This window comes from Paenirhizobium cremeum, assembly GCF_022884085.1.
Lineage (GTDB): Bacteria > Pseudomonadota > Alphaproteobacteria > Rhizobiales > Rhizobiaceae > Allorhizobium > Allorhizobium cremeum.
In genome coordinates, this window is record NZ_JAGGCS010000001.1 from 471,504 (window position 1) to 496,253 (window position 24,750).

A 24,750-nucleotide genomic window follows, 5' to 3' on the forward strand; every position below is an offset into this window, starting at 1 on the left:
TTCCCTCCCCGCTTACGGTCGAAGGAACTTGCCGCGCCGTTTCTTCTCCCTCGCCCCGCTTGCGGGAAGAGGGCGGGTGAGGAGCAAAGCGACCACGTGTAGCCGACCTATTCCGCCGCCTTCGGCACATAGTTCAGGACCGGTCCGAGCCAGCGCTCGACCTCCCTGATCTCCATGCCCTTGCGCGCCGCATAGTCCTCGACCTGATCGCGCTCGACCTTGGCGACACCGAAATAGTAGCTCTCGGGATGGCCGATATAGAGGCCGGATACGGACGAGCCGGGCCACATGGCATAGCTCTCGGTAAGCTGCACGCCGGTTGCCTTTTCCGCATCCAGAAGCCGGAACAGCGTCGTCTTCTCGGTGTGATCGGGCTGGGCCGGATAGCCCGGCGCGGGGCGGATGCCGCCATAGGCCTCGCCAACGAGTTCGTCATTGGTGAAATTCTCGTCCGGCGCATAGCCCCAGAACTCGCGGCGAACCCGCTCGTGCATCCGCTCCGCAAAGGCCTCAGCGAACCGGTCGGCCAGTGCCTTGACCAGAATGGACGAGTAGTCGTCGTTCGCCCGCTCAAACCGCTCGGCAATGGCGATTTCCTCGAAACCGGCCGTTACCACGAAGCCGCCGACATAGTCGGCAACGCCGCTATCCTCAGGCGCGACGAAATCCGAAAGCGCCACGTTCGGCCGCCCGTCGCGCTTCGACAATTGCTGGCGCAGCGTGAAGAAGGTCGCAAGCTCCTCAGACCTCGCCTCGTCATTGAACAGGCGGATATCGTCTCCCACCCCATTCGCCGGCCAGAAACCGATGACGGCTCGCGGCCGGAACCACTTCTCGTCAATGATCTTCGTGAGCATCGACTGGGCGTCGGAGAAGAGCTGGCGCGCGGCCTCGCCCTGCTTCTCGTCTTCGAGAATGGCCGGATAGCGACCCTTCAACTCCCAAGTCTGGAAGAAGGGTGTCCAGTCGATGTAGCGCGCGAGTTCCGTAAGGTCGTAATCCTCGAAAACCTTCGTTCCGAGAAAGGACGGCTTCTTCGGCTTGTAGGCGGACCAGTCGAGCTTCACCGCATTTTCCCGGGCGCGGACAAGCGGCAGGCGCTGCTTTTCGGCTTCTGCCCGCGCATGGGCGTCGGCGACCCTGGCATATTCAGCGCGCAGCCCATCGATGGTGGACGAACGGCTGTCCGGCGACAAAAGCGACGAGACCACACCGACCGCACGGCTGGCATCCGTCACATAGACCGCCTGCCCTGCCTGATACTGCGGATGGATCTTCACCGCGGTATGGACACGGCTGGTGGTCGCGCCGCCGATGAGAAGCGGAATGTCGAATCCCTGCCGCTGCATCTCGCCGGCGACATGCACCATCTCGTCGAGCGACGGCGTGATGAGACCAGAAAGCCCGATGATATCGACCTTTTCCTTGACCGCCGTCTCCAGGATCTTCGTCGCGGGCACCATGACGCCGAGGTCGATGATGTCGTAATTATTGCAGGCGAGAACGACGCCGACGATGTTCTTGCCGATGTCGTGCACATCGCCCTTTACCGTCGCCATCAGTACCTTGCCAGCCGACTGCCTCTCGCTGCCGCCGCCATTGGCCGCCTTCTCCGCCTCCATATAGGGGAGCAGCACGGCGACCGCCTGCTTCATCACACGGGCGGATTTGACCACCTGCGGCAGGAACATTTTGCCGGCGCCGAAGAGATCGCCAACCACGTTCATGCCGGCCATCAGCGGCCCTTCGATGACATGCAGCGGTCGTTCGGCTTGTCTGCGCGCTTCTTCCGTGTCGGCGTCGATGAATTCGGTGATGCCGTTGACCAGCGCATGCTCCAGACGCTTTTCAACCGGCCATTCGCGCCAGGCGAGATCCTGTCCCCTTGCCTGCTTCTCGCCGGTGCCACGGTAACGGTCCGCGATTTCCAGCAGGCGCTCGGTGGCATCGGCGCGGCGGTTCAGCACCACGTCCTCGCAGGCCTCGCGCAATTCGGGATCGATGCTCTCGTAGACGGCAAGCTGGCCGGCATTGACGATGCCCATGTCCATGCCGGCCTGGATCGCATGGTAGAGGAACACGGCGTGCATCGCCTCGCGCACCGGTTCATTGCCGCGGAACGAGAAGGAAAGGTTCGAGACACCGCCGGAAATATGCACCAGCGGCATCTTTTCGCGGATCGTCCGCGTCGCCTCGATGAAGTCGACGCCGTAATTGTTGTGCTCCTCGATGCCGGTCGCAACAGCAAAGATGTTCGGGTCGAAGATGATGTCTTCCGGTGCGAAACCGACCTCTTCGGTCAGGATACGGTAGGCCCGCTGGCAAATCTCCACCTTACGGGCATAGGTGTCGGCCTGCCCCTGCTCGTCGAAGGCCATGACGACGACGGCTGCGCCATAATTGCGGATCAGCCGGGCATGCTCGACGAAGGACTGTTCGCCCTCCTTGAGGGAGATGGAATTCACCACCGCCTTGCCCTGCACGCATTTGAGGCCGGCCTCGATGATCGGGAACTTCGACGAGTCGATCATCACCGGCACGCGCGCGATGTCGGGTTCAGCGGCGATCAGGTTCAGGAACTCGACCATCGCCTTCTCGGAATCGATCAGGCCCTCGTCCATATTGATGTCGATGATCTGGGCGCCATTCTCCACCTGATCGCGAGCGACGACCAGCGCAGACGTGTAATCGCCAGCCGTAATCAGTTTGCGGAACTTGGCCGAGCCGGTGACGTTGGTGCGTTCGCCGACGTTGACGAAGGGAATCTCCTTGGTCAGCACGAAGGGTTCGAGGCCGGAAAGCGACATGAACGGCCTGTGCTCGGCCGGCTTGCGCGGCGCCTTGCCGGCAACGGACTCGGCGATCGCGCGGATATGCTCAGGCGTCGAGCCGCAGCAGCCGCCCACGACATTGACAAGGCCTTCTTCCGCAAAGCCGGTAATCTGCCGCGCCATATCGTAAGGCGTTTCGTCATAACGGCCAAACTCGTTTGGCAGGCCGGCATTCGGATAGGCGCAGATGAAGGTGTCGGCGATGCCCGAAAGTTCTTGCAGATGCGGACGCATGGCGTCAGCACCCAGCGCACAGTTGAGACCGATGGTGAAAGGATTGGCGTGGCGTACCGAATACCAGAAGGCCGACGGCGTCTGGCCCGAAAGGGTGCGACCGGAAAGGTCGGTGATCGTGCCGGAGATCATCACCGGCAGGCGGATGCCCTTGGCAGCGAAACGCTCCTCGCAGGCGAAGATCGCGGCCTTAGCGTTCAGCGTATCGAAGATCGTCTCGATCAGGATGACATCGGCATTGCCGTCGATCAGACCGTCGATCTGCTCTCCATAGGCGAGGCGCAGGTCGTCGAAGGAAACAGCGCGATAACCGGGATTGTTGACATCGGGCGAAATGGAGGCCGTGCGGTTGGTGGGGCCGATGGCGCCGGCCACAAAGCGGCGACGTCCATCCTCGCGCTCGGCGCGGCTTGCAGCCCGGCGAGCAACCAGCGCCCCTTCGCGGTTCAGGTCGTAGACCGCCTGCTCCATCTGGTAGTCGGCCTGCGCGATGCGGGTCGAGGAAAACGTATTGGTCTCGAGAATGTCCGCACCCGCCATCGCATAGCGGAAGTGGATTTCCTCGATCGCGTCCGGCTGGCTGAGAGTCAGAAGGTCGTTATTGCCCTGCTGGTGACAAGCGCAGCCGATGAAACGCGAACCGCGGAAGGCGTCCTCGTCAAAGCCCAGCCCCTGGATCTGCGTGCCCATGGCGCCGTCGAGGACAAGTATCCGCTCGCGCGCGGCAGCAGCCAGCGCCTGCATGATCTCCGTGCCGTTCCGTTCCCGAGCATCCCCGTCAAACAGCTTGTCGAACATCTGGCCAGCCTTCCTTGCAAATGACAATGAATCGAAATCACATAAAGACATCTTTATGTCAACATGCGTTTATCCATTTCAATTGCGACATGCAAAACAGGAGAATGCCGCAACCGCGACCCCGGTTGCGCGGTGACAATCCACCGGTTTCGCTATAAGAGGTTTCAAACGATTAGAATTCGGGAGGATCGCATGCTGGAAACAACCGCCCACACAGCCATTGCCGCGAACTGGAGCGACCGCCCCTATCATCGCAAATGGCTGCTCGATCTGGCTGACGGCCTCTTTTCCTTCTTTCAGCGGCAAGCCATCAACCCGAAGGGCGGCTTCTTCGACCTCACGCGTGACGGCAAGCCGCTCAACACCGACAATCCCGTCCGCAGCATCCACATGGCCGCGCGCATGGTCCATTGTTATGCAATCGGCGACCTGCTCGGTCGGCCGGGCGCCGCTGACGTGGTCGACCACGGCATGAAATTCCTCTGGGAGCGCCATCGCGACACCGAGCACGGCGGTTATTTCTGGCAGGTGGACGACAATGGCGCGGCCGATGCCGGCAAGCAGGGCTATGGCCACGCCTTCGTGCTTCTGGCTGCCTCCTCCGCCAAGGTCGTGGGCCATCCGCTGGCCGACGCCATGCTGACCGATATCACCGAAGTTCTCGAAACCCGTTTCTGGGAGGAACGCTTCGGCGCCATCGCCGAGGAGTTTTCCCGCGACTGGCAGCCTGTTCCCGGCTATCGCGGCCAGAACTCCAACATGCACCTCACGGAAGCCCTGATGGCAGCTTTCGAGGCAACCGGTGACAACGGCTATCTCGCCAAGGCCGAGAGCATCGCGGATCTGCTGATCCGCCGCCGCGCCGCCGAACAGGGTTATCGCGTTCCGGAACATTTCGACGAGGTCTGGACGCTCGACCGGATCTATTACCATGAGAACGAGATGTTCCGCCCCTCCGGCACCACGCCGGGGCATTGGCTGGAATGGGCCCGCCTGATCCTTCAGCTCTGGGTGCTCGGCGGCAAGCGTCACGACTGGATGCCGGAAGCCGCCCGAGGCCTGTTCTTCCAGTCCATGTCACTCGGCTGGGACAAGGAGAAAGGCGGCTTCTTCTACACGCTCGACTGGGAAAACGTGCCCGACAAGCGCTTCAAGCTGTGGTGGCCGCTGTGCGAGGGTGCGGGCGCTGCCCATTTCCTCAACCAGTTGAGCCCGAGCGACTTCCACGAGGAAAGCTATCGCAAGATCTGGAGTTTCATCGCCAGCAACAACCTCGACCCCGCCTTCGGCGGCTGGCACGAGGAACTGACGGAAGACCTCCGCCCGGCCAACACCCTTTTCCCCGGCAAGGGCGACATCTACCACGCCCTGCAGGCCTGCCTCATTCCCCTCTTCCCGGCGACGGGCAGCCTGACCAGGGTCATCCGGGAAACCGGCGGCGCGATCTGACGCCGCCCTTACTCCGCGCGCGTTTCAACGAGCGATCCCTCGCTGATCGTATCGCTGGGATGCAGGATGACGGTGTCGCCTTGCTCCAGACCCGCGGCGAGTTCGGCGGTCTCATCGTTCATGTGGCCGATCTCGACCTTGATCTGGCGCGCGCGACCGTCGCGGATGGCAAAGACCGCCCACTCCCGCCCGTTACGGAACAGGGCGCTGATCGGCACCTGCAGCACATTGTCGCCCTGCCAGAGCGTCAGGCGGGCGTAGATGCGAAATCCATGCCCCAGGCGCGGGTCCTTGTCCTCCAGGTCGAGGATCAAATTGACCCGCTGTTCCTCGATGCCAAGCGCGGAAACCTTGGTGAAGCCCGCCGGCTCGATGCGTCGCACCCTCGCGGCAAGCGCGTGCTCGCCGCCCCAGTCGATGATCTCGGCCTGAGCGCCGGGAACGACCCGCACCGCATCCGATGACAGGAGGTCGACGACGATTTCCAGATTGCCGGGATCGCCGATCTCGGCGATCTTCGTGCCTGCCGCAACCGGCTGCTCGCTCTTGGCCATGACGCCCAGGACCACCCCGTTGACCGGCGCCGTGACGTAGACGCAGCAATTGCGCTCGCGCGACGCATCGGACGACTGCGGCTGGATGAGGCGGGCCTCGGCGCTGGCAAGCTCCGCCTTGCGCAGCTCAATCGCCGCCTTGGCCGAGCCAAGCTGCGCCTCCAGCACCTCAACCTCGGTCGTCGCTTTCTGCAATGCGCTTTCCGCGAGGAATTCGGTCTTGGCGAGCCGAAGCGCCCGGGCGAGATTGTCACGCGCGAATTGCAGATCGGACTGGAACCGCTTGTATTCAATCTCCGCCATGGAGACGGCAGCGCGGGCGGCTTCCCGCGCGGCCAGAAGCTCGGCCTGGCTGCGGAGATCGATCAGCGGGGGATCGAGCGGGTGGATGGCCGCCACCACCGTGACATCAGCGGTCACCTTGTCGCCCTCCTCCAGCACCGTGCGCGCCAGATGCCCGGCGATCGGCGCCGAAACGGTATAAACGTCACGGACCCGCGTGACGCCTTCCTGCGAGACGCTGACCTTCATCGCGCCGCGCGTAACCGCGCCCGCATCGACGGCCTGCGGTTTTTCCCGCAAGGCATAGGCGAAACCGGCGATAATCGCAGCAACCACCAGCGTCCAGACGAACCGCTTGATCCATTTTTCCCGCATGGAGCCTTACTCCCTGGCTTTCAGTACGCCCACGAGATCCAGCGCATCGATGCGCCGGCGCACGATCAGCGCCGACAACAGCGATGCGCCGAGCACCACGAGGCTCGCGATTGCAAATGTCGATGAATTGATGACGAAGGGAATGCGGAAGAGATCGCTGGAGACCCCCTCCACCACCAGTTTCGAAAAGAGATAACCGAGCAACCAGCCGAGCGGCTGGGCGGCAAGGACGACCACCGCAAGCTCGGTCAGAAGCACGCCGGATACTTCCGCCGGCGTAAAGCCGAGCACCCGCAGGCTCGCAAGCTCGCGTGCTCTCTCGGAAAGCTGTATCCGCGCCGAATTATAGACGAGCCCGAAGGCGACGATGACCGCGAGCGTCGTATAGACCACCTGCATCGTCGATATGTTCTGCTCGACCGTCGCCCGGAAGCGGTCGCGCGACAGCCCGATCAGCATCGCAAAGGCAATGGCCGGCGTCTGCTTGAGTTCCGCGTAGAGCGCCTCCTTCTGCGCCATGTCGAGCGATACCCGCACACCGGTAATCCGCCGCCCGTCGCCGATCAGCCGGTCGAGCGCGTCGATGCGCATATAGGCGTCCGTGCCGACAAGGCTCTGCGCGATGCCGGTCACAGGAACCAGGATGCTCCGATGGTCCTTCTCGACCAACTCCACTTCCACCAGATCGCCGACCCGCGCGCCGAGCAAGTCCGCGACCCGGCCGATAAGAAGAATGCCGTGGCCCGGGGGCGGGATCGGCCGCATATCCCCATCCATGATCCGCCCGAGATCGGCATTCCCGCCGATGCCGAAGACCGTCAGGTCCTTCTCCCGCGAGCCTTTGCGCACTTTGACCGCGAGCGCCCGGAACGGTTCGGCCCGCGTCACCCCCGGCAAGTGCCGCACCGCGTCAAGCGCCGCCACGGACCGGTCCTGATCGAAGAACAGGCTGGCGTCCTGCCGCTCCATGCGGAAGAAGATTTCGTTGACCATATACCCGACGGAATCGGAGGAAAACATCGAGACCACCAGCAGGGCCACGGAAAAGGCGCTGCCAAGCGAGGTGAGAAACGCCCTGAGCGGCGTGCGGACAATCTGACGGAAAGCCATGATCGTCAGCTGCGAGACGAGCGGCACGCCCCGCGGCCGCCTGGAAAACAGCGAACGGAAGCGGAGCGGTGCCGGCGGCTGCATGGCGACGGCGGCCGGCAGCACGATGACCGACCAGATCGCCCGAATGGCGCCGGCAAAGGCCGCCGCGACACAGATGCCGCCCGAGATGAGATAAAGGTCGAAGCTCTCCCGGAAGATCAGGAACGGAAAAGAGAAGAAGCGGGCATAGAGCTGGGTCAAGCCGCGCCCTGTCCAGTTGCCGGCGGCAAAACCGATCGTCACGCCGATCAGTGCGATCACTATGGTGAGTTTCAGATAGTGCCAGGCGACCTCGGTCTCGCGGTAGCCGAGCGCCTTCAAGAGCCCGATCTGCTCCCGCTCCAGCGCGATCAGCCGCGTCAAGATCATGTTGACGAGGAAGGCCGAGACGAACAGGAAGATCGGCGGGATGATCGCCGCCATCGCCCGCAGTTGGTCGAGTTCGTTTTCGATGAAGGTGTGGGAGATCTGGTCCTTGCGCGGAAAGGCGCCGCGCCCGCCATACCGGTCGAGCAGGTCGTCGAGCTTCTCCCGCACCTCCTCGGTATCGACGCCCCGCAGCGTCGTCAGCGCCGCGTTGTTGAAGGCCTCGCCCATGTCGAAAATGCCCTCGAGCGCATCGCGCGACATGTAGAACACGCCGAAGCGGCGTGGATCGGGCACCATGTCGCCCGGCCCGATCGTATAGATGTATTCTGGCGACAACACGATGCCCGTCACTGTCAGTTCCTGCTTGCGGCCGTCCATGATCGCGGAAAAGCGGCTGCCTTCAGTAAGGCGATGCGCGCTGGCGAAGCTTTCCAGCACAGCCACCTCCTGCGGCCGTCCGGGTTCCGGCAACCGGCCGCTGCGGATATAGAGCCAGTTGACCGCGGGTTGACCATGGTCGGGCAGCGACACCGCGACCCCGGTCGCCGGTTCCACCATGCCCTCCATGTCGAGCAGCACGTATTCGACGATCCGGAGTTCGACGCTGCCGATACCGTCGATCGCAAGCATCCGGTCCCGCAGGTGCAAGGGCGCGCGGTTCGCCTCCACGAACAGGTTGGCGAAGCGATAGCGATCGTAGAAAACGCGCCGCGTCTCTTCCAGCGAGCGATAGGAGCCGATGGCGATGATGATGGTCATCACCCCGCAGGCCATGACCAGCGCGACCGCCATCACCTGCGCCCACAGCCGGATCACGTCGCGATAGAGCTTCCGGTTAAGCATCGACATGGCTACCAGCTCACATCCGAAGGCTGGAGCCGGACCGGATTGGTGACGGACTCCTCGATCCGCCCGTCGCGGAAGGAGAAGACGCGGTGCGCGATCTGGCGGATGGCGGCATTGTGGGTGATGATCGCCATCGTCGTATTGAATTCGGCATTCACGCGGCAGAGAACCTCCAACACCAGAATGCCGGTCTTCGAATCGAGTGCGCCCGTCGGCTCGTCGCAGAACAACACTTCCGGCCGCTTGACGATGGCGCGGGCGATCGCCACGCGCTGCTGCTCGCCGCCCGAAAGCTGCGCCGGAAAATGATCCATGCGCTCCTTGAGACCGACCATCGCAAGGGCCTCTCCCGCATCCATGGGATTGCGGGCGATCTCCGTCACCAGCGCAACGTTTTCGTAGGCCGTGAGACTGGGAATGAGATTGTAGAACTGGAAGACGAAACCGACATGATCGCGCCGGTATCGCGTCAGTTGCCTCTCCGTGTGCTCGGTGAGTTCGTGGTCGGCGAAGCGCACCCGACCGGAGGTCGCCCGGTCGAGTCCGCCCATGATGTTGAGCAGCGTCGACTTGCCGCTGCCCGACGGCCCGAGCAGAACCGCCATCTCACCACGCTCCAGCGTCAGGTCGACGCAGCGAAGCGCCTGCACCTCGACATCGCCGGTGCGGTATGACTTGGTGACGTCCCTGACCTCGAAAAGCGCTTCGCTCATTTCCCACCATGATTGAACGGGGAAAGGCTACCCGAACAGGAGGGCACAGGCTTTGACCATTGTCAAAGCCTACGAAAGCTCCAACTCGGACGCTTCCGCTTAGAAGGTGATGACGTGCCGGATCACCTTGGCCTCGTGCAGCAGGTCGAAGGCCTCGTTGATGCCCTCAAGCGGACCGGTCGATGACAGGAGCCGGTTCACCGGCAGTTTCCCGGCCTGATAAAGCGCGATGAAACGCGGAATATCCCGCACGGGCACGCAGCTTCCCATGTAACTGCCGCGCACCACCCGCTCATCCGCCACCAGCCCGACTGCGGGAATGGAAAACTGGGCGGAAGGCGGCGCAAGCCCCGCGCTGGCCGTCGTCCCTCCCCGCCGCGTGATCTTGTAGGCCGTTTCGAATGCCCGCGCCGACCCGGCCATTTCCACCGCGTGATCGACGCCGCCGCGGGTCGCCTCGCGCACCCGCTCCGCAATGTCGGGATCACCCCCAAGGAAGGTATCGGTCGCCCCGAGTTCGCGCGCCTTGTCGAGCTTTTCCTGCGCCAGATCGATGGCGACGACGCGTGTCGCGCCCGAGGCCACCGCCCCGAGAACAGCGGCAAGCCCGACGCCACCCAGACCGACGACGGCCACGCTCTGGCCCGGCTGAACCCTGCATGTATTGACGATCGCCCCGACCCCGGTGAGCACCGCGCAGCCGAACAGCGCCATTTCCGCCATCAGTAGCTCTGCCTCGACCTTGACCGCCGAATAACGGGAAACAACCGCATATTCCGCAAAGCCGGAAACCCCGAGATGGTGGTGAAGCGGCACTTCCTCGCAGGAAAGCCGCGAGCCGCCGCCGAGCAACTCCCCCCGGCCGTTTGCCTCGGCGCCGGGAATGCAGAGCGCCGAACGCCCTTCCGCACAAGGCAGGCAATGCCCGCAGGAGGGCAGGAAGGTCGTCACCACCCGGTCGCCGGGCCGGATGTCGTGCACCCCGCTTCCAACCGCCTCCACCGTTCCCGCCGCCTCATGTCCGAGCACCATCGGCATCGGCCGCGGCCGGTCGCCGTTGATGACCGAAAGATCGGAATGGCAGAGCCCCGCCGCCCCGATCCGCACCAGCAGTTCCTCCGGCCCCGGCCCCGCCAGCTCCACCATCTCGATGGAAAGCGGTCGCGTCACCGAAAACGGCGGCTTGACCGGCGATTGCCTCAAAATGGCGGCCCTGACCTTCATGAATACGCTCCTCCTGCGATCTCCCGTCGCAAGACATAACAGGAAATACCGGCCTTGCGTCTAGCCGACGAGAGGACTTCATGTCCGGATTCAAGGGAACAGGCCTCAACCTCGCTCCCTGAAGCCGCTATTCTGGGCGCTGCCGGTCTTTCGGCTAGTTTGCCATCCGAAAGTTTTACAGGGGCGGTGTCTGTCCTAGCGCGCCTGCCGGCACAGTCCTCAATTCTGCATCCGTTTCTTCCCGCATGCGCGGGCAACACACCTTCGGAAAGTTCGCCACCAAGGCAGAACGCGCTTCATTCCCGCATTGCGGAAGACACCTGTTTTAAATGAGGAAATGGTGGGCCCGGAGGAACCTGTCGAGCCGCGTAAGCTATTGCAATCGCTTCTGTATTCCGGTCTCTTGCGTCGTGATGCCAACACATTTGTGGGATTTTCTGGGACTACTGTGGACATTTCCCATGGCCGCATGAATATTTTGACGGCAACTGAGCGAGGGCGGCGATTGAGCAAAGCGGGCGATCATCACTACGTTCCCCAGTTCCACTTGGGTAAGTGGAGCGATCAGCAAGGCAAGATCAGCCGGTGGGGGCGAATCCCGTTTAACAACAAGCTCGTCTGCACACCGGTCACCACCGCTGCCACGGCATACGTCCCCGGCCTCTACTCGTTGGCCCACGTCAACGATGAAGAGGCACAGCAAATTGAAATCAAGCTATTCGGAAAAATCGAGACCGCAGCGAAGCCGGTCCTTGACAAGCTGATCCGCCACGGACCCGCCAAGCTCTCGGTTGAAGAGCGATACTGGTGGACCATCTACCTTAACGCCTCACTGCTGCGCGTCCCGCACATCGTGGAGATGGTCACGTCGAGCGTGCAGGAGCGGATATCTCAGGACCTTTCCCAACCGATCCCTGAGTTTGACGCCGCGAAAGGTGATAGACCAGAAAGCACGCTGTACGAGTGGGCTTCGAAGCACGCTCCAGCCCGTGTCGCTAACTCGGGACTGAAGGTCCTGGTGGACCTTATCCAAAGCGAGAAGGCTATCGACCGCATTATACACCTTCGATGGCTCGTCAAAGACGTCTCAACAGGACCGAGGCGGCTACTCCTTGGGGACAACCCTTTTGAACGGGTCGGCGACCTGTACAAGTCACGCACCGCCATCTCGATACCGTTGTCTCCGACGCACCTTTTCATCGCCAGTGATGCGCCGGACATTCTCGACCACTTTGCCAGGATGCCTGCTCGCGATGTGGTCAAGGCGAACAACCAATCATCCCTCATCAACGCGAAGAAGTTCGTTTACGGAAATGCGGAGCGCGACTTCATCGACGCCTACCTGCCGCGCCATCAGCTCAGCACGTAAGCGCGCCACGTCTCCCATTCGACGCATTCGTCTGGAGAGAGGACGCCCCAGCGGCGAGCGGTTAACTCATGCTGAGGCTCACCAGTCACGTCCATGGCAAGTCCATCTGAAAATGTACCGGGTCCGGGGTTGCGCTCCCACCAATAGCACGAGGATTCTGGGTGCCAGAGCAGACACCATCCGGTGGCCGAACTAGCCGGGTGTAGCAAATGGTCACGCCGCTCAACAAGGAGGCGACCGAGATGATTTTCTCCCACGCCATCGCACACGCCCCAGAACTGATCGCCCCAGTGATTGCCCTCAACCAGATGGGCGTTCCCTGTAGCCAGCAGCCTTTTGGCGAGCGACGACCGGGGGGCGAACTTCAAGGCCAGTAGTTCGCGCGTCACCCCGATCTTTACCTCATCCCAGTCCGCTCGCAGCATCACGCGGTTACCCAACTTTTTGGCAAGACCGGGAGATTTGGCAAAGACGATTTTCTTTCTTTCCGCCAGATCCTCAGCCTTAGCTGCTTGATAAGCATGTTCGACGCTCGCGACGGTGAATCCTTCCCACGGGAAAGGGCTCAGGTAAAAGTTGGAGAGAAATCGATAGTCCCCTCTGAACTCGTCAATCGCAGCCAGCACTTTCCTTTCCTTGGCGGGCACTGCCCGCGTCTGTGGGTGTGCCTGATTCTAGCGCACTGCTGGAAGTATATTCAACTATTCGTGGAATATCGTTCATCCAACTGATGGTTGGATTGTAGGGCTGTCAGCCGATGTGGTTCCGGTCATGGGACTCGAACCCGCAACGGGTCGGACTCGAACGAAGTGAGAAAAAGCGAATCAGTTCAAGCACTTGATTCAATGGAAGGAATCGAGAGTTTGTTGGCATCTCGGTAAACGGCGAAATCTGATGCCAACAACCGTGCCAACAAATTGGATCGCTGGGGTGTCCAGAGGCGTCCCAGGTAATCCAGAAAGCCCGGAAACGCTAGGGCTTGGGAGACGCCTGTGGACGGTATTGGACGTGTATGGACGAATTGGTGGGCCCGGAGGGCCTGCCGAATTCCAAGAAATTCAGCAGCTTAACCCCGTGTGGGACGAAGACCCCATTTTATAAAAATCAATGGCTTAGTAAAGCCGCCGTCCCACTTTTTCCGGCCGTTTCCGCCCCTTCTTTCCCGGTCGCGTGGCGACCAGGGAGGCGTGCATGAGCGGGGCGCGGCCGTTTCGGGACGTGAAGCTGCAATGGCTTCAGCAGTTGAGCTGCGACAAGGATTTGAGCGACAGCGCGCGATCCGTGGCGCTCTACATCATCACCACGCATTTGAACGGCCACACCGAGAAGGCGTGGCCGTCCTATCAAACGATTGCCGACGCGACCGGCAAGAGCGTCAAGACCATTCAGCGCGCCGTCCGTGAACTTGAAGTCAAAGGATGGTTCGAGGTCCAGCGCGGAAATGGCGTCGGGCACAACACAGAATATCGTCCCTCAGCGGCGTCGATTTTACGCGCATCGGACGCCCGCGAAAAGACGGACAAAGTTGTCACCCTTTACCCTGACAAAGGCGGTCAAAATCGTCCGGAAAGGCGGTCAGATGTGTCCAGCGAAGGGGGACAAATATGTCCACCAAACCCAGAGAAAGAAAAAATATATAAACCTAACCCGCGCGAGGACGCCCCGCCGCGCGTCGAGACGCGGCGAGCCGTCCCGCTCGTTTTCGTGGCCGAGACCAAGGCGGATCAGGTCGAGCAATGGCGCACCTGGTTACGACGTCACGGCTTTCCCTCGATCGACACCTTGGGCATGCGGACGGTGAAAACCGGAAAACCGGGCTATGCCTTGCCCAGCTATTGGCCACCGGACGATGCGAGCCCGAGTGCGCTGGATTGGATCGCTTTCTTCAGCCGTCGCCGTGACCACATCGCCGACGAAACCGCCCGGCAGACGACAGTCCGGAGGGTTTCATGACGGCTGGCGATTTGAAGGGAGCAAGGCGACCCCTGTCATACGGCGAGCCTTCTGACAGGGAGCCTTGTGAGGGGAGGCAGGCCTCCCCTTCAAACCCCACCAAGAACGCCCGGCGATCGCCCAAAGGCGACCTCAATGCCGTCGTGGTTTTCCGTTGCACGGCATCGGAAAAGCAGGCGCTGACCACACGCGCGGCGCGGGCCGGTCTGCCCTTCGCCACGCTGATGCGGGAAGCGCTCGGCCTCACCGAGGCGCGCCGCCGCCGTCCGGTTCCCAAGGTGGACCCGGAGCTGGTGCGCGCCGTCGCCCGGATCGGCGGCAACCTCAACCAGATCGCGCGATGGCTGAACACGGCCCAGGCGCAGGGCCAGTTGTCCGCCATCGACGCAATCACGGTTGCCGCCCGCCTGGTCGCCATCGAGCGGGCGCTATCGGAAACGCTTGAGCAGTTCACGGCCAAGGATGGCGCGCCGTGCTGATCAAGTTCTTCCGAAACGGCCAGGGCGGCGGATCGGGACCGGTTGACTATCTGGTCGAGCGCGACGTCGTCGCTTACGACCAGAACCGCAACGCGATCCGCGACGAGCACGGTGAGATCATGCTGTTTGCCCGCGAGCCGCTGCCGGAAGTGCTGCGTGGCGATGCCGACCGCATGCGCGCGCTGATCGACGCATGCCCGCACCAGCGGACCTATCGTGCCGGCGTCATCGCCTTCACGGCGGAAGACGCGCCGGACCCTGTCCAGCAACGGCAGGTCATGGACGCCTTCGAGAGCCTTGCCTTTGCCGGCCTCGAACCCGACCAGCACGATATGCTTTGGGTCCGCCATACCCATGAGGGCCGCGTCGAACTGCATTTCGTGACGCCGCGCATGGAGCTTGTGAGCGGTCGCAGCCTCAACATCGCGCCGCCTGGCTACCAGAAGCATTACGACGCCTTGCGCGATGTTCTGAACAAGGAACACGGCTGGAATGACCCAATGGCGCCGGAGCGCGCCCGCGAGACAGTCAGTCTCATCGAAAGCGTCAGGCGCGGCGATACCCGCGAGCTGATCCATGACTGGATCGTTCAGCGCATCGAGACCGGCCAAATCCATGACCGCCCGAGCATGACCGAGGCCCTGACGGCGGCGGGTTTTGACCTGCCGCGCGCCGGCAAAAACTACATCACCGTGCGCGATCCGGAGACGGACGAGCGCTGGCGTCTGAAAGGAGACCTGTTCCGTGAAAACTGGACCCGAGAGAATACCCTTGAGCGAGCGCTTGAAAGAGCGGCTGGCGAGCCCAGCCGTTCCGGAAGCCGACTCGACGCCATCGCTCCCGACGAGCTTCGAGACCGATTGGAGCGAAGCCTTGAAGCGCGCGCAAGCTACAATCGAGACCGATATCCGCAGCTTCACGGACGCGAACCGCCAGCACTTGAGCGAGGCACTGGCGACGACCGAGGCGGACGTGAACCGGCTCCGGTCGATGGTGCAGCCGTTCTTCCTGACCATGGGCGCGGTGACGTTGCTGATCGTCCTGTTGAGCTTCACCGCGAGCTGGTTTTGGGCGGGGCTGATGATCGACCGCGCCCAGAACGCCAGCCTTTGGCAAATGGGCTTGCAGATCAACCAGACCAGCAACGGCAAAGTCCTGACCTGGGACGTCAACCGCCTTCAGCTGACCACCTGCCAGGCCGGGCCCGCCAAAACACCATGCCTGAAGATCGTCCAGGGAGATTGACCGATGACCACACCTACCAGACCACCGATGCCCGAGAGCCTGTCGCCGCTGGAGCGCGAATTGCTGGGTTACGTCGAGACGTTGATGAACGCATTGAGCAGCGGGACCGCGCAGTTCGAGGCGCTGGAGAAACGCTCGACCGACATAATCGAAAACCGGCAAGCGGCTTTGGAAGGATCGCTGAAATCGCTCATCGCGTCACAGGCTACGTTCATGAACGCCTGGCTCGCCTCCGGCAATCCTTCCAGCGACACGGCCTCGACCGAGCTGACGGAAGCGTTCGCCCTGCTGGAGCAAGCCGAAGCGATGCTGGAGGCGGTCGCGCCGCCGACGTGACAGCCCGACCGCCTGCGCCAAGTCGCGGCCGTAACTGATCCTCATTTCCGTCCGGAGTTTCGAGCCATGAATTTGATTATTCAGCCCTATCGCTATGCCCTTTCCATTGCCGTCGTGGCGGCCGGTTTCCTGCTGATGGAGACAGCGCCGTTGTTCTGGCCACCCATCTACCAAAACGCGCGCGCCGCGATCCTGGTCATGTTTTGCGGGTTTGCGCTGCTGACCTTGGTGGGAGACACCCAGGGCCGCATCCGCAGCGCGTCGGGCTTAGCTGTGGGGGCTGCCCTCCTTGCCGCGTCTGCTCTCGCCCTTACCGACCCCACCATTGCGGCAGCCGTCCTGCTCGACAGCTTCAAGGCTTGGCGCAATGCCGGGTATTCCGGAATCGAGAGCATCCGAGGCATGGTTTCGACATGGAACCGCTTCACAGAGGTGCAAAAGCTTGGTGTGCAAACCAGCCTCGCCATCGGCCTGCCTGTGCCGCTGTTCCTCATTCTGCGAGCGATTTCGATTGCCGCCCCCGCTTCGTCTAGCCGGGTTTCAAAACAAGGCCCATGGCGCGCCCGGTGGATGAACCGGAACGAGTTGCGCCAGCTCCGGCACAACGACACGGGCTTGCCGCTCGGTCTCTCCGGCGGCGCGATGCTGCGCTATCGCCCCAACGCGAAGACCGGATGGCGTGCCGGCCACCATGTCGCCATCGCCGGCACGCGCGCCGGGAAAGGCGTGTCCGTCGTCATTCCCTCAATCATCGACCATGACGGACCGGTCGCCGTCCTCGACATCAAGGGGGAAAACTTCGCCGTCACCCGCCGCTATCGCCGATCGCTCGGGCGCCAGGTCGTGGTTCTCAATCCCTTCGGCGTCATCGAGCCGTCGAAGGATCGTTTCAACCCACTCGACTATATCCGGCAAGCGCATCTGGTCCGTGACATCGAAGTCATTGCCGAGGGACTTGTTCGACCGGAAGGCGGAAACGGCTCGCACTTTGCCGAAATGGCGAAATCCATGATTGCCGCCGTGATCGAGGTCGTCATGACCAAGCGCTTGGAAGCCGATCGCAACCTGATCACCGTCATGGACCTGCTGTTTTCGGCCGGCTTTGAAAAGACGCTGACGGAATGGGCCGGAGCGCCGGAGACCTTCGGCACTCGTCCGGCCGCAGCCGCCGCCACCTTCCTCGCAGCCGGCGAGAACGAGCGCGGTGCGATCAAAACGACAATCAAGAAGGCCTTCGATTGGGCGCGTTCCGACGAACTGCGCAGTTTCCTCAGCGCCTCCACATGCTCGCTCGAAAACCTGTTTGAGGGACGAGCCGACCTCTTCATGGTCGTGCCGCTCGACCAGGTGGACGCTCAGGCCGTCTTTCTCCGGCTGCTGACAAACATCATTCTTGGAATGGCTGTCCGACTGGAGGGGGCCAGGAGGCCGAAAAAGAATGTGCTGCTGGTGCTGGACGAGTTTGTCCGCCTCGGCCGGATGGAAAAGCTGATCAACATCGCCAACGTTGCCGCCGGCTGCGGCATCGAGGCGCTGTTCATCACCCAGGACAAGGGGCAAATCGAAAGCGTCTATGGCAAGGGCGACACCGCCAGCATTCTCGGCTCCTGCGTCACCACCCGCATTTTCGGTCTCGGCCGCGCCGAGTTCGAAACCGCCAATTGGGCCGCGAATGCCCTTGGCGATCAGACGGTGCTTACCCGCACGAAGCAATCGTCTGCGAAGTTCGGGGAGAGCCGCAAGACCTCAACTGTCGAGCAACGGCAGAAGCTCATGACCGCCGATCAGATCCTGGAAATGAAGACCGGTAAGATGCTGCTGCTCGCAGGATCGAAACCGCCAGCGCTGGTTGACGCGATCGTATCGCACCGGCATTCGGCATATCGAGGGAAGCTGGACCGGAATCCGATGGTACCGTAGGTTTGCGCTCGCCATTTAGTTGTTGTCTCTTCAAGCCTTGCCCGGAATGACGTTGGCGGGTATCCAGTTTTACACAGGATATGGGAGCGTGAATGTCTACAATCTCCGTTGGCAAATACGAGGTTTCGGTACCGACGGTGAAATCTCTGTTCATCGAAATGTACTTTCAAGACCTGCGGTTAGCGAGCGGCACGGGAACTCTGGTCGCTTTTGATCGCGAAAGTCACTGCGCTCTCGTTACCAACCGCCACAACGTCACCGGTCGTGATCAAGTGACCGGAAAATGTCTTAGCAAGAACGCCGCGATTCCCGACAGCGTAGTTATCCATTTTCACGGATCAGGAGAACGCGCTGGCGAGTGGCTACCAATTCGACTTCCCCTGTATCGTCAAGATGGAACACCCTACTGGATCGAGCACCCGCGGTTAGGCGCGGTTGCTGATATTGTTGCACTCAATTTGAGCTGGGGCGGTGATGTCCTAAAGTACCCTTACTACCTAAATACGGCTCTCGATAGAAAATCGATTCAAGTCGGCCCCGCAGAAGCCGTCAGTGTAATAGGGTTTCCCTTTGGCCTGTCGTCGATACAACGATTTCCGATTTGGGCAACTGGTTTCCTTGCTCAAGAACTGGAATTGATTTCGCCAGACGACCCAACCTTTTTGATCGATTGCCGAACAAGGCAAGGGCAATCCGGTTCAGCCGTCATTGCCTACCGAGTAGGTAACCATCGTATCCTTGGGGCAGATGGACGAATTGCATCGGTTCTTTCTCCACACCCGGTTTGGGAGTTTCTTGGCATATATTCTGGGCGGCTAAATCCGGAATCGGATTTGGGGAAGGTTTGGCATGTGTCAGCTGTCGAGGAGCTTGTGATTGCTGCTGCTGAGGATGATGAAAGAAGACGTGTGAGAGCGGCGCAAAATGGAGCGGATCAGGCGTAGCCTGCGCGTATCACTAGGCTGAAAGCTCAAGTCGATGTTCCCGTTCGGGAAATTTCTCTCGAAAAGATAGCTGATATGGCGTTTTTTTCCCGATCGGGAACAAATATGGCGAAGCAAGTCAAAAATCCAGCCGACATCGGCGCCTTGGTTCGCAGCACGCGCAAGGATCAAAACTTGCGCCAGGATGAGCTTGCCGGCGTTTCGGGCGTCGGCCTCCGGTTTATTGTCGATCTCGAAGCAGGCAAGCCGACAGCACAGATCGGAAAAGTCTTGCAGGTTCTACAAACGCTCGGCTGTTCGATCGATATTTTGGCTCCTGGCGCGCGTCGAAAATGACGGTAAGGGTTCCCGTTGTCTCGTGAGACAAAAGAGTTATCGGGGGAATTCCAACATTGTGGGCGCGGCAACAGGTGCGGCCCTTTTGGGCGGATACCGATGCGGCAAATGCCCTGCACAACATATCGGCGGCGAGCAATAGAAAAAAGTGACAAGAATTATCCAAACCGCCTCAACTTAAAGCAGAACACTGCGCTTGACCGAAAGCCGATCTCAATCCATCGGTAAGCGCTGAAAACATACGAAGTTTAAGAGCGATTGATATGATTGCTAATGTAATGGTCGGTAGTGCCCCCATGGGCTCGTTAATGAACCGCCCCGGCTTGGCCGGAGACCGTNTGAGCCGCCGGCTCTAACCATTGAGCTACAGGCCCGGCCCGTGCGACGGGCGGCCGCGCGGACAATGGCACCCGCGACGGTTGGACCGCTCTAACCCAATTCGCCGGAGGCGACAAGCCTTTGCCGCAATAGCTTCACAATCTCCGGTCAACAAGGCAAGGGACAGGGACGCTTCAGGAAAAAGGAATCACGATGACCAGCCGCAAGACCGGGGGCCTCGCCCTCGCCGCATTGATCGCCACCGCACTGATAGCGCCCCTGCCGGCATTGAGCGCCGAGGCGGAAAGGCGCGAAGCCACGATCATGGTCTCCGGCGAGGGCGAGGCCGCCCTTGCCCCCGACATGGCCATGCTGACGCTGAGCGTCGTGCGCCAGGCCAAGACGGCCGAGGAGGCGATGAAGGCCAACAACGAGGCGATGGCCAAGGTCCTCGCCGATCTGAAGGAAAAAGGCGTCGCCGAGCGCGACCTGCAGACGTCGGACTTCTCGGTCCAGCCCCAATATCGCCAGGAAAAGCCCGCCGATGGCAACTACGAGGCACCCGAAATCGACAGCTATCTCGTCACCAATACCCTGACGGTTAAGGTGCGCGACCTGTCGCAACTGGGCGGCCTGATCGATGCGAGCGTCAAGCTCGGAGTGAACCAGGGCGGCAACATCACCTTCGGCAACGACGACCCGAAGGAAGCCGTGACCGAAGCGCGCAAGCAGGCGGTGGCGGAAGCCATCGAAAAGGCGAAAACGCTGACGGAAGCCGCAGGCGTTCGCCTCGGCCGCGTGGTCGATATCAGCGAAAACTTCGCGAGGCCGGTGCCGCAACCGATGTATCGCATGGCCATGGCCAAGGAGATGGCGGCCGATGCGGTACCGGTGGCCAGCGGCGAGAACCGCTACACCGTCACCGTCAACATTACCTACGCGATCGAGCAATAAGCACCCGGTTCACCGGGATCTCACGCAAAACAGGAAGGCAGGATGTCGCATCCTGCCTTCCTTCTCGTTCTTGGCCCCGTGATCGATGATCGACCCACTGTTTGTGCAGGAGCCCGGGCAAACGCCAGCTTTCCATATTCGTCCCAATCTCGCTTCTGCGGGAAACACGCTTGCGAGCAGGTCGAACCGGGCCAATCAGGAGGGCCGGAAGAATGGTCAGGCCGGCGGGCGAGGCGGCTGAATTTCCGCGCCGACCCGCCGGCGATGTTCATCATGCTCAGTAGCGGATGATGGGGCAGCCGCTCACATTGGCGAAAACCATCCGGTCGAAATCGCCGTGGCGAACGCCGGCAACCACCACGCGGCGCGGTGTGACATCGTGGATGCGGGCGCGGTGCAGTCCGCTCCAGCGTGCCTTTTCGACGGCTTCGCCGGGGAAGCAGCCGCGCGGGCGGTGATGGCGACGCTCATAGCCACCGCGGCCGTAATCCATCTCCATGCCGTAGCCGGGACGGTCGTGGCCGAAGCGCCAGCCGTCGGCCGCCGCCGTCGAAACGGTGACGAAGGTTGCACCAAGGGCGATCAGCGCGGCAAGGCCGGTCTTTGCGAAAACACTTTTCATTGTCTCTCTCCTCATCTGGGAACTTCGATTGTCATTCCCGCTTGCCTCAGCGATTGAGAAGAGACTATCGGCCAGCGCCTGAATGCGGTCCGAACCGGTCATTCAGCCAGGGTTCACATGGGCGAATGCCGAAAGAAGCCGGCTCGAAACCGAAACCCCTTCGTGATGCCCGCGGTCTTGCTTCAGATCGTCCCGGTCCCCGTTCTGCCGCTTGGCGGCAAGACCGCCGCCTGCCCCTCCGGGCGATAAGTCTCAGGACGAGCAATGCAGGACGACCTCGCGACGATGCGGGCGGTCACGATGCTCGAAGAGGTAGAAGCCCTGCCATGTGCCGAGAAGCAGGCGCCTGCGGCTAAAGGGAATGCCGATCGAGACCTGTGTCAGCGCCGCCTTGATGTGCGCCGGCATATCGTCCGGCCCCTCGTCCCGATGAATGATCCATCGCATCGCCGGATCGTCGGAAGGCGGCACCAGCCGTGCGAAGAAAGCCTTGAGGTCGCGCTGAACGGAAGGATCGGCGTTTTCCTGAACGATGAGGGAACAGGACGTGTGCCGGACGAACACGGTCAGAAGCCCCTCCTGCGCATCCGTATCGGCGAGAAAGGATGCAGCCTCGCCGGTGAATTCGTAAAGGCCCTGCCCGCTGGTTGAAATGCTGAGTGATCGCAACGTCATTGCCGCTTTCCTTTTTCTGCCGCCTCTCCACGGCGCAATATATCGGGGCGCGTTTCCCCGCCATGATAAACGACTTTCCAAAACGATCATTGTCCCGGCCATGCGCGGTGGCAGGCAAAAGCCGAAGGCCTCTCATGCCGAAGACCGGTGGATGCCGGGTGTCAGGTCGATCCATGCGTCGCCGGGATCGGCCTGACGCTCTAGCCAGACGACATCGCCCGCTATAGTCTCCCGCCGCACGGAAAAAGAGGAAAACGACATGACTGCCGACAAGACCGACCTTCTCGCCATGATCGACGCCCAGGAAGCGAAGCTGGTCTTCCCGTCCTTCGACGAGGACACGGCGATCGAGATCGGGAAACGTCTGCTGAAGCAGGCGCGGCGCGACAAGGCGCCTGTTGTCATCGACATCCGCACCCCCGATCGCGTTCTGTTTCATGCCGCCCTGCCCGGCTCCTCGCCGGATAACGACCATTGGGCGCGACGCAAGAGCAATGTCACGCTGCGTTTCCACAAAGCCTCGCTCAGGATCGGCGAAAGCTACCGCCAGAAGGCACGAACGATCGGCCCCGATTACGGGCTGGATCCGCTGGACTATGCGGCCCATGGTGGAAGTTTCCCCGTGCGCGTGGCCGGCACCGGCGTCATCGCCGCCATCACGGTCTCCGGCCTGGCCTCCGAGGAAGACCACGCAATGATCGTCGAGGTTTTGGAAGACTACCTGAAGTGACCGGCGCCGGCAGTTACGGCGCGCTCGAAAGATAGAGGCTGAGGCGGGAAAAACGCTCGCCTTCCTTTTCGAACACCATGACGCAGGGAAGCGAGGCAGCCTCGCCGGCGGCGATATCCATCGTGCCGTCGACCGCTCCCCGCAGGCCGCCCTCGTCCATCATCACCACGCTGTTGGCAAAGCGGGCATCGTGGCGCAGCAGATAGGCCGCAAGCGTATCCCGCAGGGATTCGAGGCCGATCACCCGCATGCCATCCGGCATGTCCAGGGCCGCATCGGCATCGAACAGCCCGACGAAAACGGAAAAGTCGCGTTGGTTGAGAGCGTTCAGCGCCTCCGATATTTCCCGCTTGAGGGTCATCGTCCATCCTTCCTTGTTCCACCAACAAGGCAATTAGCGCCCCGCGCGCCGCCGGCAAGGGAGCATGTCACGGCAAATCCTGCACCAGCACTTGCCGGGCGGCCGCCAGCACCGCCTCGGTCAGCGACTTGAGAGCCGGCCCCGCCGACCGGCTCCAGTGCCAGTAGAGCGGCACGTCGAGCGGATAATCGGACAGCAGCACGACAAGCCTTCCGTCGGCGACGGCGTCTCCCACGAGGATTGCCGGGTTCATTCCCCATCCCAGTCCGGCGAGCGTCCCATCGACGAAACCGTGCGACGACGGCAGCCAATGGGTGGGTGGCGAGAGATCCGCCCCGGCGGCAAGCGCCAGCCAGCGGGATTGCAGCATATCCTTGGTATTGAAGGTCAGCGTCGGTGCGATTGCCAGCCGCTCGGGCGTGACGCCATCGGGAAACCAGCGCTCCATGAAAGCCGGGCTCGCAGTCGCGAAATAGCGCAGGCGACCGAGATAACGGCAATCGCAGCCCTGCACGGGCTGGGACGAACTGCTGACAGCGGCCCGGACCTCGCCGCACCGAAGCCAGTCCGCGCTATGATCCTGGTCATCCAGCACCAGATCGTAAAGGAAGGCGTCGACCGCCGCCATCGCCGGTACGAACCATGTCGCGAGACTGTCAGCATTGACGGCGAGCCGCAGGCTCGGAGTTCTCGCCATGTCCGCAAATGCGCCGAGATCGCGTCCAAGCCCGGCTTCGAGCAACGCAACCTCCTCCGCGTGGCGGAAAAGTCTCTGGCCGGCCGGCGTCGGCTGGCATGGCTGGCCGCGCACCACCAGAACCGCCCCCACCCGCTCCTCCAGCGCCTTGATCCGCTGCGAGATCGCCGAAGACGTCAAGCCCAGTTGCCGCGCCGCCTTTTCGAAGGAACCGGTGCGAAGAATAGCAGCGAGCGCCGAAAGCTGGTCATAATCCAGCACTAGATTAGCACTCCTAATGATACGAAAGAATATTTAATTTTTCTAATTTCGCCATCAAGCTTAGTCAATCCCTGTAAAACAGAACGGGATTTCCATCGCCATGCCAGCCTCCGCCGCCCTTGCGGGCTTTTTCCTTGGCCTCAGTCTGATCGTCGCCATCGGCGCGCAAAACGCCTTCGTTCTGCGTCAGGGATTGCAGGGCCGCCACGTGCTTGCCATCTGCCTCACCTGCGCCGCTTCCGACGCACTGCTGATCGCCGCGGGTATCGGGGGCTTCGCAACCATGATTTCCAGCATCGGCTGGCTCGATCCCTTGCTGCGTTACGGCGGCGCCGCCTTTCTGGCCTTCTACGGCCTGCGCAGCCTGCGTTCGGCCGCCAGCGGCAATAGCGCGCTGACGGTAAGGGGCGATGCCGAACAGAGCCTTGCGGCGGCCCTTCTCACCTGTCTGGCGCTGACATGGCTGAACCCGCATGTCTATCTCGACACCGTGGTCCTGCTCGGCTCGATCTCCACCCGCTATCCCGGAAAGGAGTTCGCCTTCGCAGCCGGCGCGACCAGCGCCTCCTTCCTTTTCTTCTTCTCGCTCGGTTATGGCGCGCGCCTGCTTCGCCCGCTCTTCGCGCGCCCCGCCGCCTGGCGTCTCCTCGATGGCCTGATCGCGCTGGTGATGGGGACCATCGCCTTCAATCTCGTGTCGAGCGGCTGATCTCCGGAGCATCC

The 24,750-nt window shown here is 61.8% G+C and carries 22 protein-coding genes; 11 read left to right on the forward strand and 11 right to left on the reverse strand.

The window, feature by feature from the left end:
- Positions 1–107: 107 nt before the first annotated feature.
- Positions 108–3,863 carry a methionine synthase gene (gene metH / locus J5N58_RS02270; protein WP_244709454.1) on the reverse strand — a complete coding sequence of 1,252 codons (3,756 nt, stop codon included), beginning with the start codon at positions 3,861–3,863 and terminating at the stop codon, positions 108–110.
- A 192-nt stretch (positions 3,864–4,055) separates the two neighbouring features.
- On the opposite strand from metH, the gene J5N58_RS02275 reads away from it, so the two are divergent.
- Positions 4,056–5,312, forward strand: coding sequence for an AGE family epimerase/isomerase (locus tag J5N58_RS02275; protein ID WP_112827952.1), 1,257 nt, complete (start codon positions 4,056–4,058; stop codon positions 5,310–5,312).
- A gap of 8 nt (positions 5,313–5,320) precedes the next feature.
- Here J5N58_RS02275 and J5N58_RS02280 read toward each other — a convergent pair whose 3' ends face one another.
- From J5N58_RS02280 to J5N58_RS02295, 4 genes are all read right to left on the reverse strand, one after another.
- A complete protein-coding gene (locus J5N58_RS02280) occupies positions 5,321–6,523 on the reverse strand; it encodes an efflux RND transporter periplasmic adaptor subunit (RefSeq protein ID WP_112827951.1) in 1,203 nt (400 codons plus the stop codon).
- A gap of 6 nt (positions 6,524–6,529) precedes the next feature.
- Positions 6,530–8,893, reverse strand: a complete 2,364-nt coding sequence (locus J5N58_RS02285; protein ID WP_244709456.1) for an ABC transporter permease — start codon at positions 8,891–8,893, stop codon at positions 6,530–6,532.
- A gap of 2 nt (positions 8,894–8,895) precedes the next feature.
- A complete protein-coding gene (locus tag J5N58_RS02290) occupies positions 8,896–9,603 on the reverse strand; it encodes an ABC transporter ATP-binding protein (RefSeq protein ID WP_113443552.1) in 708 nt (235 codons plus the stop codon).
- Positions 9,604–9,702: 99 nt separating this feature from the next.
- Entirely contained in the window at positions 9,703–10,827 is a 1,125-nt protein-coding gene (locus J5N58_RS02295; RefSeq protein WP_244709458.1) for a zinc-dependent alcohol dehydrogenase family protein, read from the reverse strand.
- Between the two features lie 337 nt (positions 10,828–11,164).
- Here J5N58_RS02295 and J5N58_RS02300 point away from each other — a divergent pair, with 337 nt between their 5' ends.
- Positions 11,165–12,196, forward strand: coding sequence for a DUF4238 domain-containing protein (locus J5N58_RS02300; RefSeq protein WP_244709460.1), 1,032 nt, complete (start codon positions 11,165–11,167; stop codon positions 12,194–12,196).
- Here J5N58_RS02300 and J5N58_RS02305 read toward each other — a convergent pair.
- A complete protein-coding gene (locus J5N58_RS02305) occupies positions 12,181–12,822 on the reverse strand; it encodes an NADAR family protein (protein WP_244709463.1) in 642 nt (213 codons plus the stop codon). The two genes, J5N58_RS02300 and J5N58_RS02305, sit on opposite strands and share 16 nt — an antisense overlap.
- A gap of 565 nt (positions 12,823–13,387) precedes the next feature.
- On the opposite strand from J5N58_RS02305, the gene J5N58_RS02310 reads away from it, so the two are divergent.
- From J5N58_RS02310 to J5N58_RS02340, 7 genes are all read left to right on the forward strand, one after another.
- Positions 13,388–14,149 carry a helix-turn-helix domain-containing protein gene (locus tag J5N58_RS02310; protein ID WP_244709465.1) on the forward strand — a complete coding sequence of 254 codons (762 nt, stop codon included), beginning with the start codon at positions 13,388–13,390 and terminating at the stop codon, positions 14,147–14,149.
- Complete coding sequence (locus tag J5N58_RS02315; RefSeq protein WP_244709467.1) at positions 14,146–14,628, forward strand: MobC family plasmid mobilization relaxosome protein; 483 nt, start codon at positions 14,146–14,148, stop codon at positions 14,626–14,628. Before J5N58_RS02310 ends, J5N58_RS02315 begins: the two co-directional genes overlap by 4 nt.
- On the forward strand, positions 14,622–16,247 hold the full coding sequence (locus J5N58_RS02320; RefSeq protein WP_244709469.1) for a relaxase family protein: 1,626 nt from the start codon (positions 14,622–14,624) through the stop codon (positions 16,245–16,247). The genes J5N58_RS02315 and J5N58_RS02320 overlap by 7 nt, the downstream gene beginning before the upstream one ends.
- Positions 16,248–16,275: 28 nt before the next feature.
- Positions 16,276–18,129, forward strand: a complete 1,854-nt coding sequence (locus tag J5N58_RS02325; protein ID WP_244709471.1) for a type IV secretory system conjugative DNA transfer family protein — start codon at positions 16,276–16,278, stop codon at positions 18,127–18,129.
- Between the two features lie 92 nt (positions 18,130–18,221).
- Positions 18,222–19,073 (forward strand): trypsin-like peptidase domain-containing protein, encoded by an 852-nt coding sequence (locus tag J5N58_RS02330; RefSeq protein WP_244709473.1) that lies wholly within the window; start codon positions 18,222–18,224, stop codon positions 19,071–19,073.
- 105 nt (positions 19,074–19,178) lie between these two features.
- Positions 19,179–19,409: a type II toxin-antitoxin system Y4mF family antitoxin gene (locus J5N58_RS02335; protein ID WP_244709475.1), complete on the forward strand. Its 231-nt coding sequence runs from the start codon at positions 19,179–19,181 to the stop codon at positions 19,407–19,409.
- Between the two features lie 531 nt (positions 19,410–19,940).
- A complete protein-coding gene (locus tag J5N58_RS02340) occupies positions 19,941–20,681 on the forward strand; it encodes an SIMPL domain-containing protein (protein WP_112831644.1) in 741 nt (246 codons plus the stop codon).
- A 277-nt stretch (positions 20,682–20,958) separates the two neighbouring features.
- Here the strand turns inward: J5N58_RS02340 and J5N58_RS02345 are convergent, their stop codons facing one another.
- The 3 genes from J5N58_RS02345 to J5N58_RS25900 all read right to left on the reverse strand — a co-directional run bounded on the left by J5N58_RS02345 (position 20,959) and on the right by J5N58_RS25900 (position 22,239).
- Positions 20,959–21,303, reverse strand: a complete 345-nt coding sequence (locus tag J5N58_RS02345) for a hypothetical protein (RefSeq protein ID WP_112831647.1) — start codon at positions 21,301–21,303, stop codon at positions 20,959–20,961.
- A 252-nt stretch (positions 21,304–21,555) separates the two neighbouring features.
- Positions 21,556–21,978 (reverse strand): secondary thiamine-phosphate synthase enzyme YjbQ, encoded by a 423-nt coding sequence (locus J5N58_RS02350; RefSeq protein WP_244709477.1) that lies wholly within the window; start codon positions 21,976–21,978, stop codon positions 21,556–21,558.
- A 132-nt stretch (positions 21,979–22,110) separates the two neighbouring features.
- Positions 22,111–22,239, reverse strand: coding sequence for a hypothetical protein (locus J5N58_RS25900; protein WP_280521413.1), 129 nt, complete (start codon positions 22,237–22,239; stop codon positions 22,111–22,113).
- On the opposite strand from J5N58_RS25900, the gene J5N58_RS02355 reads away from it, so the two are divergent.
- A complete protein-coding gene (locus tag J5N58_RS02355) occupies positions 22,238–22,708 on the forward strand; it encodes a heme-degrading domain-containing protein (RefSeq protein WP_244709480.1) in 471 nt (156 codons plus the stop codon). The two genes, J5N58_RS25900 and J5N58_RS02355, sit on opposite strands and share 2 nt — an antisense overlap.
- 13 nt (positions 22,709–22,721) lie before the next feature.
- On the opposite strand, the gene J5N58_RS02360 is transcribed toward J5N58_RS02355, so the two are convergent.
- Both J5N58_RS02360 and J5N58_RS02365 read right to left on the reverse strand, forming a co-directional pair.
- Positions 22,722–23,069: a nuclear transport factor 2 family protein gene (locus tag J5N58_RS02360; protein WP_244709482.1), complete on the reverse strand. Its 348-nt coding sequence runs from the start codon at positions 23,067–23,069 to the stop codon at positions 22,722–22,724.
- Between the two features lie 67 nt (positions 23,070–23,136).
- A complete protein-coding gene (locus J5N58_RS02365; RefSeq protein ID WP_244709484.1) occupies positions 23,137–24,027 on the reverse strand; it encodes a LysR family transcriptional regulator ArgP in 891 nt (296 codons plus the stop codon).
- A 100-nt stretch (positions 24,028–24,127) separates the two neighbouring features.
- Between J5N58_RS02365 and J5N58_RS02370 the strand changes: the two genes are divergently transcribed.
- Positions 24,128–24,736, forward strand: a complete 609-nt coding sequence (locus J5N58_RS02370) for a LysE/ArgO family amino acid transporter (RefSeq protein WP_244709486.1) — start codon at positions 24,128–24,130, stop codon at positions 24,734–24,736.
- The last annotated feature ends 14 nt before the right edge of the window (positions 24,737–24,750 follow it).